Origin of the sequence: Sphingopyxis sp. (genome assembly GCF_035944815.1) — a bacterium.
Lineage (GTDB): Bacteria > Pseudomonadota > Alphaproteobacteria > Sphingomonadales > Sphingomonadaceae > Sphingopyxis.
Genome location: NZ_DASZAU010000001.1, coordinates 153,595 through 167,849 on the forward strand (window position 1 = coordinate 153,595; position 14,255 = coordinate 167,849).

General features: G+C 65.4%; 18 protein-coding genes. 12 read left to right on the plus strand and 6 right to left on the minus strand.

Going from position 1 to position 14,255, the window contains the following annotated elements; all coding sequences use genetic code 11:
* The first annotated feature begins 7 nt into the window (after window positions 1–7).
* The 7 genes from VGU00_RS00870 to VGU00_RS00900 all read left to right on the plus strand — a co-directional run bounded on the left by VGU00_RS00870 (window position 8) and on the right by VGU00_RS00900 (window position 5,734).
* Window positions 8–718, plus strand: a complete 711-nt coding sequence (locus VGU00_RS00870) for a CoA transferase subunit A (RefSeq protein ID WP_327464532.1) — start codon at window positions 8–10, stop codon at window positions 716–718.
* Window positions 718–1,599 (plus strand): HAD family acid phosphatase, encoded by an 882-nt coding sequence (locus VGU00_RS00875; protein ID WP_327464534.1) that lies wholly within the window; start codon window positions 718–720, stop codon window positions 1,597–1,599. Before VGU00_RS00870 ends, VGU00_RS00875 begins: the two co-directional genes overlap by 1 nt.
* Window positions 1,599–2,234, plus strand: a complete 636-nt coding sequence (locus tag VGU00_RS00880; protein ID WP_327464536.1) for a CoA transferase subunit B — start codon at window positions 1,599–1,601, stop codon at window positions 2,232–2,234. The genes VGU00_RS00875 and VGU00_RS00880 overlap by 1 nt, the downstream gene beginning before the upstream one ends.
* Window positions 2,227–2,676, plus strand: a complete 450-nt coding sequence (locus VGU00_RS00885) for a hypothetical protein (protein WP_327464538.1) — start codon at window positions 2,227–2,229, stop codon at window positions 2,674–2,676. The genes VGU00_RS00880 and VGU00_RS00885 overlap by 8 nt, the downstream gene beginning before the upstream one ends.
* Window positions 2,677–2,758: 82 nt before the next feature.
* Entirely contained in the window at window positions 2,759–4,039 is a 1,281-nt protein-coding gene (locus VGU00_RS00890; protein WP_327464540.1) for a serine hydrolase domain-containing protein, read from the plus strand.
* 49 nt (window positions 4,040–4,088) lie between these two features.
* Window positions 4,089–5,066 (plus strand): NAD(P)-dependent oxidoreductase, encoded by a 978-nt coding sequence (locus VGU00_RS00895; RefSeq protein ID WP_327464542.1) that lies wholly within the window; start codon window positions 4,089–4,091, stop codon window positions 5,064–5,066.
* Window positions 5,054–5,734: a glutathione S-transferase family protein gene (locus tag VGU00_RS00900; protein WP_327464544.1), complete on the plus strand. Its 681-nt coding sequence runs from the start codon at window positions 5,054–5,056 to the stop codon at window positions 5,732–5,734. The genes VGU00_RS00895 and VGU00_RS00900 overlap by 13 nt, the downstream gene beginning before the upstream one ends.
* On the opposite strand, the gene VGU00_RS00905 is transcribed toward VGU00_RS00900, so the two are convergent.
* Window positions 5,731–6,249, minus strand: coding sequence for a sterol desaturase family protein (locus VGU00_RS00905; protein ID WP_327464546.1), 519 nt, complete (start codon window positions 6,247–6,249; stop codon window positions 5,731–5,733). The two genes, VGU00_RS00900 and VGU00_RS00905, sit on opposite strands and share 4 nt — an antisense overlap.
* Window positions 6,250–6,341: 92 nt before the next feature.
* Here VGU00_RS00905 and leuC point away from each other — a divergent pair, with 92 nt between their 5' ends.
* From leuC to VGU00_RS00930, 5 genes are all read left to right on the plus strand, one after another.
* Window positions 6,342–7,772 (plus strand): 3-isopropylmalate dehydratase large subunit, encoded by a 1,431-nt coding sequence (gene leuC / locus VGU00_RS00910; RefSeq protein ID WP_327464548.1) that lies wholly within the window; start codon window positions 6,342–6,344, stop codon window positions 7,770–7,772.
* Window positions 7,769–8,359 carry a 3-isopropylmalate dehydratase small subunit gene (gene leuD, locus VGU00_RS00915; protein WP_327464550.1) on the plus strand — a complete coding sequence of 197 codons (591 nt, stop codon included), beginning with the start codon at window positions 7,769–7,771 and terminating at the stop codon, window positions 8,357–8,359. Before leuC ends, leuD begins: the two co-directional genes overlap by 4 nt.
* Before the next feature lie 31 nt (window positions 8,360–8,390).
* Window positions 8,391–9,386 (plus strand): NADPH:quinone oxidoreductase family protein, encoded by a 996-nt coding sequence (locus VGU00_RS00920; protein WP_327464580.1) that lies wholly within the window; start codon window positions 8,391–8,393, stop codon window positions 9,384–9,386.
* Between the two features lie 20 nt (window positions 9,387–9,406).
* Complete coding sequence (locus VGU00_RS00925; protein ID WP_327464552.1) at window positions 9,407–9,685, plus strand: DUF167 domain-containing protein; 279 nt, start codon at window positions 9,407–9,409, stop codon at window positions 9,683–9,685.
* Between the two features lie 83 nt (window positions 9,686–9,768).
* Window positions 9,769–10,047, plus strand: coding sequence for a hypothetical protein (locus VGU00_RS00930; RefSeq protein ID WP_327464554.1), 279 nt, complete (start codon window positions 9,769–9,771; stop codon window positions 10,045–10,047).
* A gap of 67 nt (window positions 10,048–10,114) precedes the next feature.
* On the opposite strand, the gene sdhA is transcribed toward VGU00_RS00930, so the two are convergent.
* The 5 genes from sdhA to VGU00_RS00955 all read right to left on the minus strand — a co-directional run bounded on the left by sdhA (window position 10,115) and on the right by VGU00_RS00955 (window position 14,052).
* Window positions 10,115–11,929, minus strand: coding sequence for a succinate dehydrogenase flavoprotein subunit (gene sdhA, locus VGU00_RS00935; RefSeq protein WP_327464556.1), 1,815 nt, complete (start codon window positions 11,927–11,929; stop codon window positions 10,115–10,117).
* Between the two features lies 1 nt (window position 11,930).
* Window positions 11,931–12,338: a succinate dehydrogenase, hydrophobic membrane anchor protein gene (gene sdhD / locus VGU00_RS00940; protein WP_327464558.1), complete on the minus strand. Its 408-nt coding sequence runs from the start codon at window positions 12,336–12,338 to the stop codon at window positions 11,931–11,933.
* Window positions 12,331–12,711 (minus strand): succinate dehydrogenase, cytochrome b556 subunit, encoded by a 381-nt coding sequence (sdhC, locus tag VGU00_RS00945; RefSeq protein WP_414713472.1) that lies wholly within the window; start codon window positions 12,709–12,711, stop codon window positions 12,331–12,333. Before sdhC ends, sdhD begins: the two co-directional genes overlap by 8 nt.
* Window positions 12,712–12,914: 203 nt before the next feature.
* Complete coding sequence (locus tag VGU00_RS00950) at window positions 12,915–13,397, minus strand: hypothetical protein (protein ID WP_327464562.1); 483 nt, start codon at window positions 13,395–13,397, stop codon at window positions 12,915–12,917.
* 85 nt (window positions 13,398–13,482) lie between these two features.
* Window positions 13,483–14,052 (minus strand): TetR/AcrR family transcriptional regulator, encoded by a 570-nt coding sequence (locus VGU00_RS00955; RefSeq protein WP_327464564.1) that lies wholly within the window; start codon window positions 14,050–14,052, stop codon window positions 13,483–13,485.
* Window positions 14,053–14,255: the final 203 nt, after the last annotated feature.

Genomic DNA, 14,255 nt, shown 5'->3' on the forward strand with positions numbered 1-14,255 from the left:
CTCCTTCATGGCGAACAAGCAATATTCCGACGCAGCAGCCGCGCTCGACGGCCTCCTCTTCGACGGCATGCAGATTTGTGCGGGCGGCTTCGGCCTGTGCGGCATCCCCGAACGGCTGATCGACGCGATCCGCGATGCCGGAACGAAGGACCTGACCATCGCGAGCAACAACGCCGGGATCGACGGCGAAGGCCTCGGCAAGCTGCTCCGCACCAAGCAGGTCAGGAAGATGATCTCGTCCTATGTCGGCGAGAATAAGGAGTTCGAACGGCAATATCTGGCGGGCGAGCTCGAGGTCGAATTCTGCCCGCAGGGCACGCTCGCCGAACGCTGCCGCGCGGGCGGTGCGGGCATTCCCGGCTTCTACACCAAGACCGGCGTCGGCACGCTCGTCGCCGAGGGCAAGGAAGTGAAGAATTTCGACGGGCAGGATTATATCCTCGAACGCGGTATCTTCGCCGACCTTGCGATCATCAAGGGGTGGAAGGCCGACGAGAGCGGCAATTTGATCTTCCGCAAGACCGCGCGCAACTTCAACCAGCCGATGGCGACCGCGGCCAAAATCTGCGTCGCCGAGGTCGAGGAAATCGTGCCGACGGGCAGTCTCGATCCCGATGCGATCCACCTGCCCGGCATCTATGTGAAGCGCCTCGTTCTCGGTGCGCCCTACGACAAGAAGATCGAGTTCCGTACGACGCGCCCGCGCGAGACAGCGTGATGCGGAGCTCCGCCATGGGCGCCGCGCTGCTCCTTGCAGGGTGCGCGAGCGCGCCGGCAGAGGTGGCAACGGCTCCGGCTCCGCCCGCTCCTCTGCCGGCTCCCGCACCGACCGAAGCCGCCAAACCGCCGGTCGCGCTGCAATATCTCTATGGCTCGCCCGAAGCGGCGGTGGCGGTGCGCGCGACCAACGCGCGGATCGCCGACTATGGCCTGTGGCGGATCAAGGCGCGGCCAAAGGACAGCGTTGTGCTCGCGGCGGGTGCCACGATGGACGCGCCGGCGTTCGCGCCGTGCGGCAACAAGCCCTTCGCAGCCGTGTTCGACGCCGACGAGACGTTGATCTGGAACCTCGGCCCGATGCGTATTTTCGCGCAATCCGCCTATGATCCGAAAATCTGGGACCAGTGGGAAAAGACTGGTGCGGGCAGAGCAGCCGCGATGCCCGGCTCGGTCGAGATGGTGAACAAGCTCCGCGCCGCGGGGATCACCGTCATCGCCAACACCAACCGCAGCGCCGCCAATGCCAGGGGCAGCGAGGATACGCTGCGCGCCGCGGGGCTCGGCGATTTCAGGCATGGCGAGACGCTGTTCCTGATGGGCGACGACGGCAGCGGGTCGAGCAAGGATGGCCGCCGCGCGGCGATCGCGTCGAAATATTGCGTGATCATCCTCGGCGGCGACCAGCTTGGCGATTTCAGCCAGCAGTTCAACGTCAAGGATCTGCCCGCGGCGCAGCGCATGTCGCTCGCGACGAGCACTGCCGCCACCGCACTCTGGGACAAGGGCTGGTTCCTGTTCCCCAACCCCGTCTACGGCCCATGGGAAAAACTGGGCTGGGACGACGCCTTCCCCTCCGACAAGCAATGGGAGCCGAAATAATGGCCTGGACGCGTGATGACATGGCGGCGCGCGCCGCGAAGGAACTGCAGGACGGCTATTACGTCAACCTCGGCATCGGCATCCCGACGCTGGTGGCGAACCATATTCCCGCCGGGATGACGGTGACGCTGCAGTCGGAGAACGGCATGCTCGGCATCGGCCCCTTCCCCTTCGAGGGCGACGAGGACGCCGACCTGATCAACGCGGGCAAGCAGACGATCAGCGAAGTGCCGCAATCGGCCTATTTCAGCTCGGCCGACAGCTTCGCGATGATCCGCGGCGGCCATATCGACCTGACCGTATTGGGTGCGATGGAGATCGCCGAAAATGGCGACATTGCCAACTGGATGATCCCGGGCAAGATGATCAAGGGCATGGGCGGCGCGATGGACCTCGTCGCCGGCGTGAAGAAGATCATCGTCGTGATGGAACATAATGCCAAGGACGGCAGCCCGAAGTTCATCCCCGCATGTACGCTGCCGCTGACCGGCAAGAATGTCGTCGACATGATCATCACCGACCTCGCCGTGTTCAAGCGCGACGACCATGACAGCCCGTTCCGTCTGATCGAGCTTGCGCCGGGCGTCACGGCCGAGGAAGTCGCCGAGAAGACCACGGCGCATTATATTGCATAATGTCGCGACCAATCCCGGCACCACCTGGCTGATCGTCGGCGGGTGGCTGTCGGTTCTGGCCGCGCTGCTGCATATCGCCTGCATCTTCGGCGGCCCCGACTGGTACCGTTTCTTCGGTGCCGGCGAAAGGATGGCGCGCTCCGCGGCGCGCGGCGACCTGCAACCGACATTGATCACGCTGACCATTGCCGCCGTGCTGCTGGTCTGGGGCGCCTATGCCTTTTCGGGTGCCGGCCTGCTCCCGCGCCTGCCGCTGCTCAGGACCGGGCTGGTCGCCATCACCGCCATTTATCTGCTCCGCGGACTGGTTTTTGTGCCGCTCCATCTGTGGCGGCCGCAACATAGCGATGCCTTCGCAATCTGGTCGTCGCTGATCGTGCTTGCCTATGGCGCCGTATATGCTGTCGGGATGTGCAAGGCGTGGCGCCATCTTGTGCCCTGAATGCGCCCGCCGGGGGTGACGGCGGGCGAAGTCGCGGTTAAGACGGCGCCCATATATAAGGTCGCAGTCCAGCCACGAGTCCATGAAGCGCTTTTTTATCGTTTTGATCGCTGTCGCCGCGCTGGTCCTGACGGGCTGGTTCGGCCTTCACGTCTCCGGCGGCGGGCACATGCTCGCGAGCGTCGCGATCCCGATCAAAGCCCCCAAAGACCTGCCCGACACGCCAGCGGAATGGCGCGGGAAAATCGACTATAAGGCGCTCGACCGCCAATTGTCCGATCTGGCGCAGCGCCCCGAAATGGCGGGGCTGGCGGTTGCGGTGGTCGAAGACGGCGAACTGCGCTTCGTTCGCACCTATGGCGTCGCCGATGCCTCGACCGGGGCGCCGGTCACGCCGCATACGCTGTTCCGCTGGGCCTCGGTTTCCAAGACCGCGACGGGTGTTCTGGCCGCCGCGCTGGCCAGTGACGGCAGCATCGATCTCGATCGGCCCCTCACGCGCTGGAACACCTCGCTGCGTCTGCCGGGCGGCGGCGAGGAGCGGGTGACGCTGGACGATCTGCTCGCCCAGCGCACGGGCCTCACCAAAAATGCCTATGACGAAAAGCTGGAGGAGGGACAAAGCCCCGAACTGCTGCGCGCAAGCCTCGCGCTCGCGCCGCTGCAATGCGACCCCGGCACCTGCCACACTTATCAGAACGTAGCGTTCGACGCCGCGAGCGAGATACTGGGCGAGGCGGCGCACAAATCCTTTTCCGAAACCGTCGAGGATCGCTTTTTCCTGCCCCTCGGCATGGTCAGCGCGGGCTACGGGATGCAGCGGCTGACCGATGCCAGGGATTGGGCAAGGCCGCATCGCGGCTTGCAGGTTCGCCCGGTCAAGGAAGCCTATTGGCGCGTTCCGGCTGCCGCGGGCGTCGAAAGCGATATCGTCGATTTCGCGACATGGATGCAGGCGATGATGGGCGCCCGTCCCGACGTGCTGCCGTCGCCGGTACTCGAACTGGCCCACCGGCCACGCGTCGGGACCGCGCGTCTCTATGGCGGGGCGCTGCGCCAGGCCACCAGCGATGCCTCCTATGCGCTCGGCTGGCGCAATTTCACCTATGCCGGACACCGGCTCGCCGGCCATTCGGGGGCGGTTTCGGGCTATCGCGCAACGATGATTTTCGAACCGTCGACGCGGACGGGTGTCGTTGCGCTGTGGAACAGCGACTGGGGCTTTCCCTTTCGTATCCCGTTCACCGTGATCGACAGCTATCACAAGCGCGCCGATTCCCGCTGGCTCGATCTCGGCGAATTGCCACCGGTGACGGGTAGCGCGGCCGCTACCGGCCCCGCCACCGTGAATTTGAAAGAATAGCGGCCGCTGTGTATCAGGCGCGCATTCGAACCCGAGGGGAGAATCATCGATGCGCGTGCTGCTGACCGGATCGTCGGGCTGGCTCGGGCGCTGTCTCGCGCCGCTGCTCGCCCGGAACGGCCATGAAGTCACAGGGCTCGATGTCGTTCCCGGCCGACATACGCAGGTCGTCGGGACCGTCGCGGACCGCGCGCTCATCGACCGAACGATGAGCGAATATGGCATCGAAGCGGTGATCCACGGCGGCGCGCTGCACAAACCCGACATCGTGCGCTACCCGCGGCAGGCGTTCGTCGACGTCAATGTGACCGGCACGCTGAACCTGATCGAAGCGGCGGTCGCGGCGGGGAACGACCGTTTCCTCTTCACCTCGACGACCTCGCTGATGATCCGCAGCGACGTGCGCGCCGGCGCGGGCGCAGAGGGCGCATGGTGGATGGACGAGGATTTCGGCCCGATCGAACCGCGCAACATCTATGGCATCACCAAGCTCGCCGCCGAACAAGCATGCCGGCTGGTTCACCGCGAACATGGCATCAACCTAGCGATCCTGCGTACCGGGCGCTTCTTCCCCGAGGATGACGATACGCACGAAGCCCCGGCGGGCGAGAATTTGAAGGCGAACGAACTGCTCAACCGCCGCCTGACGGTCGAAGATGCCGCCGCGGCGCATCTCGCCGCGCTGGAGGCTGCACCGCAGATCGGCTGCGACACCTTCATCCTCTCGGCACCGCCGCCCTTCGCGCGCGAAGACGCCGAGGAACTTGCCCGCGACGCCCGCGCGGTGATCGCGCGCTACCATCCCGACGCGGCCGATCTCTATGCCGCCAAGGGCTGGGTGCTTCCCGATAGCATCGACCGTGTTTACGACCCGTCGCGCGCCGAACGCCGCTTCGGCTGGCGCGCCGCGAGCGACTTCGGCAGCGTGCTTGCCGCCCTTCGCGACGGCACAGCGCTGCCTTTCGCGCACGATCCCGATTATACCTCCCCCATCATCGCACAGGAGCAGCAGCCATGTATGTGCTGATCACCGCCAACCGCAATTATTCGAGCTGGTCGCTCCGCCCGTGGGTGCTGATGCACGCGCTTGGGATCGCGTTCGAGGACCAGATCGAACCGTTCAGCAACCCGATCAACTATGACGAGTTCCGGAGCTTTTCGCCGACCGGACAGGTACCCGCGCTGCTCGACGAAGGGCGCACGGTCTATGATTCGCTCGGCATCACGCTTTATCTTGCCGACCGGCATGAGGGCGTGTGGCCGACCGATCCCGATGCCCGCGCCTGGGCGCAATGCGCGGCGGCGGAAATGCACAGCGGTTTTTCGGCATTACGCAATGATTGCACGATGAATGTCGGCGTTCGCGTCATACCCAAGCCGCCGTCGGGCGCGCTTCGGCTCGACATTGCGCGCATTCGCGAATTGTTCGCCGAAGGCCTGTCGCGTTTCGGCGGGCCCTTCCTCGCCGGCGACCGGTTTACCGCGGTCGACGCGTTCTTCGCGCCCGTCGCCTTTCGTATCCGCACCTATGGCCTCGATGTCGGCGCCGGACAGGCATGGGTCGATCATCTGCTCGCGCATCCCGCGATGCAGGATTGGGAACGGCAGGCGCTCGCCGAAAGCTGGCGCGAGGAGAGCCATGAAGCCGAGCTGATGGCGGCGGGCGCGATTACCGCCGACTATCGCACCGCCTAGTCGGCAAGCGCCTCGCGCACGACGGCAACGCCGGCCTCGCGCTGCGCCTTCAATTCAGCCTTCAGCTTCGCCGGATCGCGCGCGAAGACGAAGCCGAAGCTGACCCCGCCCTCCTTGCCGATCGTCGCATGGTGGAGCTTGTGCGCCTGCACGAGCCGCTTCGCATAGCCGCGCCGCGGCACCCAGCGGAAATAGCGCTGATGAACGAGCCCATCGTGCACGAGCGTATAGATGATGCCGTAAAAGAGGATGCCGAGCCCGATCCATGTACCCGGCTCCCACACATCGGCGCCCATGATCATCGGGCTGCCGATAACGAACATCGAAATGCTCATCGCGGCGCCGAAGATCGCAAACAGGTCGTTCTTTTCCAGCAGCTTGTCATGCGGCTCATGATGGTCGCGGTGCCACGCCCAGCCGAAGCCGTGCATGATATATTTGTGGCTCGCCCACGCGACCCCCTCCATCGCCACGACGGTGGCGAGCACAAGAAGGATGATGGCGGGCGTCGACATGGTCCTGTTATACCCGATCAGGCGCGACCGAAAATTGCGTTTTTGATCGCCACTCGCTTGCATTGTTGTTCCACAGGCGTAAGTGAACCCGCATGACTCGGCCCCGCACCCTTTATGAGAAAATCTGGGACGCGCATGTCGTCGAACAGCGCCCCGATGGTACTGCCCTGATCTTCATCGACCGTCACCTTGTCCATGAAGTCACCAGCCCGCAGGCGTTCGCCGGGCTTCGCGCGAGCGGCCGTACGGTGCGCCGCCCCGACCTGACGCTTGCCGTGCCCGACCATAATGTGCCGACCACCGCGCGGCTCGACGCGAACGGCAACAAGCTGCCGATCGCCGATCCCGAGAGCGCGGCGCAACTGGCGGCGCTTGAAAAGAACGCGCCCGAGTTCGGCATCCGCTACATCGACGCGGTCGCGCCCGAGCAGGGCATCGTCCATGTCGTCGGTCCCGAACAAGGCTTTTCGCTGCCCGGCACGACGATCGTCTGCGGCGACAGCCACACCGCCTGCCACGGCGGGATCGGCGCGCTCGCCTTCGGGATCGGGACGAGCGAGGTCGAGCATGTCCTCGCCACGCAGACCTTGCTGCTCCAGCCGTCGAAGACGATGGAAGTGCGCGTCGAGGGCGAGGTCGGCCCCGGCGTGTCGGCGAAGGACATCATCCTCCACATCACTGGCGTCATCGGCGCTGCGGGCGGCACCGGCCATGTCATCGAATATACCGGCAGCGCGATCCGCGCGCTCAGCATCGAGGGCCGTCTGACTGTCAGCAACATGGCGATCGAGGGCGGCGCGCGCGCGGGCCTGATCGCGCCCGACGAAACGACGTTCGCCTATCTCAAGGGCCGCCCCTATGCGCCGAAGGGCGCCGACTGGGATGCGGCGGTCGCGTACTGGAAGAGCCTCGCGACCGATCCAGGCGCGACCTATGACAAGACCGTCGTTATCGACGCCGCCGACATCGCACCGAGCGTGACCTGGGGCACCAGCCCCGAGGATGTCGTGCCGATCACCGGCGTCGTCCCTGCACCCGGCAGCTTCGCCGATCCGTCGAAGCAGACCGCGGCCGCCAAGTCGCTCGCCTATATGGGGCTCGAACCGGGCACGCGGATGCAGGACGTCCCGATCGAGAATATCTTCATCGGCAGCTGCACCAACAGCCGCATCGAGGATCTGCGCGCCGCCGCGGCGGTGATCAAGGGCCGCCACAAAGCCGACAATGTCAAATGGGCGATCGTCGTCCCAGGTTCGGGGCTGGTGAAAGCGCAGGCCGAGGCCGAGGGGCTCGACCGCATCTTCACCGACGCGGGGCTCGAATGGCGCGAACCCGGCTGTTCGGCGTGCCTTGCGATGAACCCCGACAAGGTGCCTGCTGGCGAACGCTGTGCCTCGACGAGCAACCGCAATTTCGTCGGCCGTCAGGGGCCCGGCGCACGCACGCATCTGGTCAGCCCCGCGATGGCGGCGGCGGCGGCGGTCACCGGCAAGCTCACCGATGTACGGGAGCTCCTGGCATGACCCCGCTCGACAAGGTCGAAGGCCGCGCGATCCCCTTCGGGCTCAAGAATATCGACACCGACGTCATCATCCCGGCGCATTGGCTGAAGACGACGACGCGCGAGGGCATGGGCCGCGGCGCGTTCGAGGCGATCCGCAAGGATCCCGACAATCTGTTCGACAGCGCCGAATATAAGGGCGCGCCGATCCTGATCGCGGGCGACAATTTCGGTTGCGGGTCGAGCCGCGAGCATGCCGCTTGGGCGCTTGGCGACCTTGGTATCCGCGTCGTGATCGCTCCCAGCTATTCGGACATCTTCTCGGGCAATGCGGTGAAGAACGGCATCCTGCCCGTGGTCCTCCCGCAAGCGGCGATCGACCGGCTGATGGAGGTGGCGGCGACCGATCCGGTGTTCGTCGACCTCGAGCATCAGACGGTGACGACGCAATTCCAGGACCGCTTCACCTTCGAGATCGACCCGTTCCGCAAGATGTGCCTGCTCGAAGGGCTCGACGAGATTTCGCTGACCGAAAAGAGCGACGCCGCGATCGGGGCGTATGAAAAGCGGCTCGATGCCGACCGGCCGTGGATGCGGCCCGCGGCATAAGGCTGAAACAAACACCATAGAGGAGAAGATGATGAAGGCTCTCTTGTCGACCGCAACCGGCGGCCCCGAAACGCTGACGCTCGGCGAACTGCCGCGCCCGACCGCCGGCAAGGGCCAGATCGTGATCGATGTGAAGGCCTGTGCGGTCAATTTCCCCGACGTGCTCATCATTGAGGATAAATATCAGTTCCGCCCCGAACGCCCCTTTGCCCCCGGCGGCGAAGTCGCGGGCCTCGTCGCCGAAGTCGGCGAGGGCGTCACGGAGTTCAAGGTCGGCGACCGGGTGATCGCGGGCTGCGGCAATGGCGGGATGACCGAGGCGGTCTCGGTTTCGGTGCATAATGTCTATCACCTGCCCGAAGCGCACGACTTCGCCGAAGGTGCCTCCTTGCTCATGACCTATGGCACCAGCATCCACGCACTCGTCGATCGCGGCCATATCAAGGAAGGCGACACCCTGCTCGTCCTCGGCGCCTCGGGCGGCGTCGGCATCGCGGCGGTCGAACTCGGCAAGGCATTCGGCGCGCGCGTCGTCGCCGGTGTGTCGAGCGAGGAAAAGGCCGAAATCGCGCGTCAGGCCGGCGCCGACGAGGTCGTCGTCTATGGCCGCCAGCCGTTCGACAAGGACCAGTCGAAGGAACTCGCAAACAAGTTCAAGGAAGCGGTCGGCCCGGGTGGCGCGAACGTCATCTACGACGCCGTCGGCGGCGATTATGCCGAGCCCGCGCTGCGTTCGATCGCATGGGAGGGCCGCTATCTTGTCGTCGGCTTCCCCGCCGGCATCCCGCGCCTGCCGCTGAACCTGACGCTGCTGAAAAGCTGCGATGTCGCCGGCGTGTTCTGGGGCGCCTTCGTGATGCGCGAGCCGGCGCGCAACCGCGCCAACATCGCGCGCCTGTTCCAGCTGTGGGAGCAAGGCAAGATCCAGCCGCGCGTCACCGAAAGCTTCAGCCTCGCCGATGGCGGCAAGGCGATCGCCAAGCTCGGCGACCGCACCGCGGTCGGCAAGCTGGTCGTCACCATCTGAAATATCGTCCCGCCCCGGCGTTGACCGAGGCGCTGCGTGACCTCGCGGCGCCGGGGCGGATCGAGGTGCGCGTGACGCCCGGCGCAAGCCGCGACGAGGTGAAGATCGATGGGGGCCGGGTGCAGCTTCGCGTCACCGCGCCGCCCGCCGATGGCGCAGCGAATGATGCTGTCCTCCGCCTGCTCGCCGCGGCACTCGCCCTGCCGCGAAGCGATCTGACGCTGCTGCGCGGTTCGACGGCGCGGATCAAATTGATCGGCGTCGCACTCGCTTCGTCGCATTTCGGGCAGTCCGGTTAACGCTTTGGCAGGGGCTGGCCCCTATATCCGGCAGCAGGACTAGCTGGGGCCAAGGTGCATCGATGGCGACTCGCCGACCGACAGTGGCAGACAACCGGAACGAGAGCATCGCGAACATCTCGCGGACTCGCCGTGCGCAGCTTGTTGCCGAGTTCGAGGGCGAGCTCGGCATCGACTATAAGGCGCGCGCCGCCGCTGCCGAAGCCGAACGCCGCTGGCAGGTGCGCAAGACCTTCATCGTCTGGACCGTCGCGCTGATCTTCTTCACCGTCGCGTGCCAGAAGCTCTGGGTCATGGGCCAGAATGTCGACCAGCCCTTTTCCGACATGAACCCCATCGACAATCTTCTCGGCAAGGATTGACGCGCCTGCGCGCGGCAACCCGGAAGTTGCCGCGTTAGACTCCCCAACTCGCTGGAGAAGCCCGCGGCTAGTAAACGCGCGCCTTCGGCTTGATATATTCGACGTCGTCCGACAGCGTATATTCGTGGACCGGGCGGTAATCGAGGCGGACGCCGCCGCCCTTGCCGCCCCAGCCGTCGAACCATGCGACGGTGTGCTTCATCCACGTCGCGTCGTCGCGGTTCGGGAAATCCTCGTGCGCATGGGCGCCGCGGCTTTCCTTGCGGTTGAAGGCCGAATGCATCGTCACCGTCGCCTGGCTGATCAGATTGTCGAGCTCGAGCGTTTCGATGAGGTCGGTGTTCCAGATCAGGCTGCGGTCGGTGACATGGACGTCGTTCATCCGCTGATAGGTCTTGGTGAGCTTTTCCTTGCCCTCTGCCATCAGCTCGTCGGTGCGGAACACCGCTGCATGCTGCGACATCGCACGCTGCATCTCGGTGCGGATTTCCGCGGTCGGCGAGCCGCCATTGGCGTTGCGGAAATGGTCGAGGCGCGCGAGCGCGAGGTCGGCGCTATCCTTGGGCAGCGGCTGCTGCGCCGCGCCGGGGGTCAGGATTTCCTTGAGGCGATGGCCCGTGGCGCGGCCGAACACGACAAGGTCGATGAGGCTGTTCGAGCCAAGGCGGTTCGCGCCATGGACCGACACGCATGCGGCTTCGCCGACCGCGAACAGGCCGGGGACGACGGTGTCGGGGCCGTCCTTGCCGAGCGTGACGACTTCGCCATGATAGTTACAGGGGATGCCGCCCATATTGTAGTGAACCGTCGGCACGACGGGGAGCGGCTGGCGCGTCAGGTCGACGCCTGCGAAAATCTTGCCGCTCTCGGTGATCCCCGGCAGGCGCTCGGCAAGCACGGCGGGATCGATATGGTCGAGGTGCAGATAGATATGGTCGTTGTGCGGCCCGACGCCGCGGCCTTCGCGGATTTCGAGCGCCATCGAGCGCGAAACGACATCGCGCGACGCCAGATCCTTCGCCGACGGGGCATAGCGTTCCATGAAACGCTCGCCTTCGGAGTTGGTGAGATAGCCGCCTTCGCCGCGCGCGCCTTCAGTGATGAGGACGCCCGCGCCGTAGATGCCGGTCGGGTGGAACTGGACGAATTCCATGTCCTGCAGCGGCAGGCCGGCGCGCAGCACCATGCCGCCGCCGTCGCCGGTGCAGGTGTGCGCCGAGGTCGCGGTGAAATAGCAGCGGCCATAGCCGCCGGTCGCGAGCACCACGGCCTGGCTGCGGAAGCGGTGGATGCTGCCATCCTCCATGCACAGCGCGATCACGCCGCGGCAGACCTTGCCGTCGGGGCCGTCTTCCATGATCAGGTCGAGCGCGAAATATTCGATGAAGAAGTCCGCGTCATATTTCAGCGACTGCTGATAGAGCGCGTGGAGCATCGCGTGGCCGGTGCGGTCGGCCGCGGCGCAGGTACGCTGCACCGGCGGGCCTTCGCCCATATTCTGCATATGGCCGCCGAAGGGGCGCTGATAGATGGTGCCGTCAGCGTTGCGGCTGAACGGCACGCCCGCATGTTCGAGTTCGTAGACCGCGTTCGGCGCCTCGCGCACCATATATTCGATCGCGTCCTGGTCGCCGAGCCAGTCGGAGCCCTTGACGGTGTCGTACATGTGCCACTGCCAATGGTCGGGCGAATTGTTGCCGAGCGACGCGGCGATGCCGCCCTGCGCCGCGACGGTGTGGCTGCGCGTCGGGAACACCTTGGTGATGCACGCGGTCTTGAGGCCCGCTTCAGCGCTGCCCATCGTGGCGCGCAGGCCCGAGCCGCCGGCGCCGACGACGACGGTGTCGTAGACATGGTCGATGATTTTGTAGGCGTCGGTCATGTCACATACCCCCCGGAGCAAGCCCGGCGGCGGGCGCAAGCGCGATACGGACGATGGCGAAAATGCCGTAGGCAGCGCCGCCGATCGCGTAGAAGTTCAAAAGGACGAGCGACAGCAGGCGCGTCGCTTCGCCATGAACATAATCCTCGATCAGCACGGTCAGGCCAAGCCGCAGGTGCCAGAAGACGCTGACGACCATCAGGATGAGAGCGAGCGCGACCATGGGATTCGACGCCCAACGCAGCACCGCGCCATGATCGGTCATCGGCAGGCGGAGGAAGGAGACGAAGAGGAAGCCGACGAGCAGGATATTGCCGAGCGCAGTCAGCCGCTGTTGCAGCCAGTGGTGCGAGCCATGGCCCGACGAGCCGAGCCCGCGAACCTTGCCAAGGTGCGTTCCGTTACCCATTGAGCGCCTCCGCAAAGATATAGAGCCAGGTCGCGGCGGTCGCGAGAAGCGCGCCAACGATCACGAGCATCGACCAGAGCTTGTTGGTCTTGAGCTCATAGCCCGCACCGGTATCGAGCACGAAGTGGCGCAAACCCGAAAAGAGATGCTGGAAAAAGGCCCACGTCAGGCCGATCAGCACGACCTTGCCGAGCAGGTTGGTGACCATGTGGAAGGTGCCGGCGTCGGGGCTGGGATCGTGCCAAACGCAGGCGACAAACGCCGCATAGGCGTCGGGTCCTGCGGCGAGCGCGCCGAGCCACCAGAGGAACAGGAGTGCGCCGACAATCGCGAGTCCGTCGCCGCTCGCGCGGTGGAGGATCGAGACCGCCATGGCGGGCCCCCATTTGTACACCTGTAGATGCGGAGAGCGCGGACGCGCGCTCGGTTGGTTTCCAGCCATATCAGCCCTGTCTTGACTCTAATCGGTCGATGCGGTGCCGGTTAAGCCTTCCTGCCACGATATGCAATTGCTTAGGAGCATAGGGGATTAAATCCTTTGCCGGGCGGTGGCGGCGGCGTTTCCGCGCGCTTGCCTCAGCCCGTGACGCCCGACCGCCGCAAGCGGACGATCTGGATGGTCAGGCCGACGACGAGCAAGGCGAAAAGCGCTCCCTGCGCACCCAGCAGCAGCGGCGAGTCGAGCCGGGTCACGAGAGGGTGACCGTCGGGCACGCGGCGCAATATCTCGGTGACGGTGGGCAGCATCAGCAGGAAGGCGGTCAGGCTGAGGCTGATCGTTTCGATATAGCGCTTCGCGCGCGGCGACCCCGGAAGCCGGTCCACGCCGTAGCCGACGAGGAGCAGCGCCAGCGTGATGCCGCCGATGGCATAGCTGACCGGCTGGCGCGCGATCAGGAACACCGAAACGGCGCCGATGACCATGAAAAGGAAATAGGCGGCGCCGCTCGCCGAGCGGGGCACGATCCGTCCGTGGCGGAGGAACATATAGGCAGCGAGCGGGATGGCGGGGAGGCTGCCGAGCGTATGCACCCAGCCGAGCGTCGAAATGCCGAACATCGAAAATCCTTTCCAAAAAAAACCTACCTTCCGATTGGTAGGCAAGCCACATAAATGCCGTCATGCGGGTCGCAGCGCGGCGCGTTTATACGAGCAATCGTCCGAGAAGCGGCGCGAGCGCCTTGCCGAACATGGCCGGCTCGCCATAGGCGCGTGCCGACAGCATCGCGCCATGGACGGTCGCCATGAACAATTCGGCCTCGTCCTGCGGCGACGCGGCGAGGCGAATCCGGCCCATCTGGCCGCCGCGTTCCAGCACCGCGGCGAGCCAGTCCGAAAGCGTCCGGAAATGCGCCCGGATCTCGACGAGGACATCGTCGGGCAGGACGGGGATCTCGCTCGCCAGCAGCGCGCAGATGCAGATCGGGGCGCTGGCGTCGCCTATGCAGGCTTCCCAATAGCCCGCATAGGCGCGGAGCCGGTCGCCGGGATCGAGACGATGCGCATCGATCGCCCCAAGCCCTGCCCGCGCCTCGTCACGGTAGCGCGCGACCAGCGTACGGACGAGATCGGCCTTGGCCGGGAAATGATGGTGGATGCTCGCCTTACGGATTCCGACCACCTTGGCGATGTCCGCGTAGCTGAAACCATTATAGCCGCCTGTGATGATCAGGGCGCGCGCGGAGGCGATGATATCGTCGGAAGTGCCGGACATGCTCGTTCCCTACCTTCTAGTAGGTAGTATGTCAATCGGATCGATGGCTGATAGCGACCGGAAGCTGCCTCTCCATCATCGTCACCCCGGGCTTGACCCGGGGCCTGCCTTTCCTTTCACCGTCAGCCAGAAGAAAGGCGGGTCCCGGGTCAAGGCCCGGGATGACCGAAGTGGGGTAGCTCAACGTCCGCTCTCCACCCCAA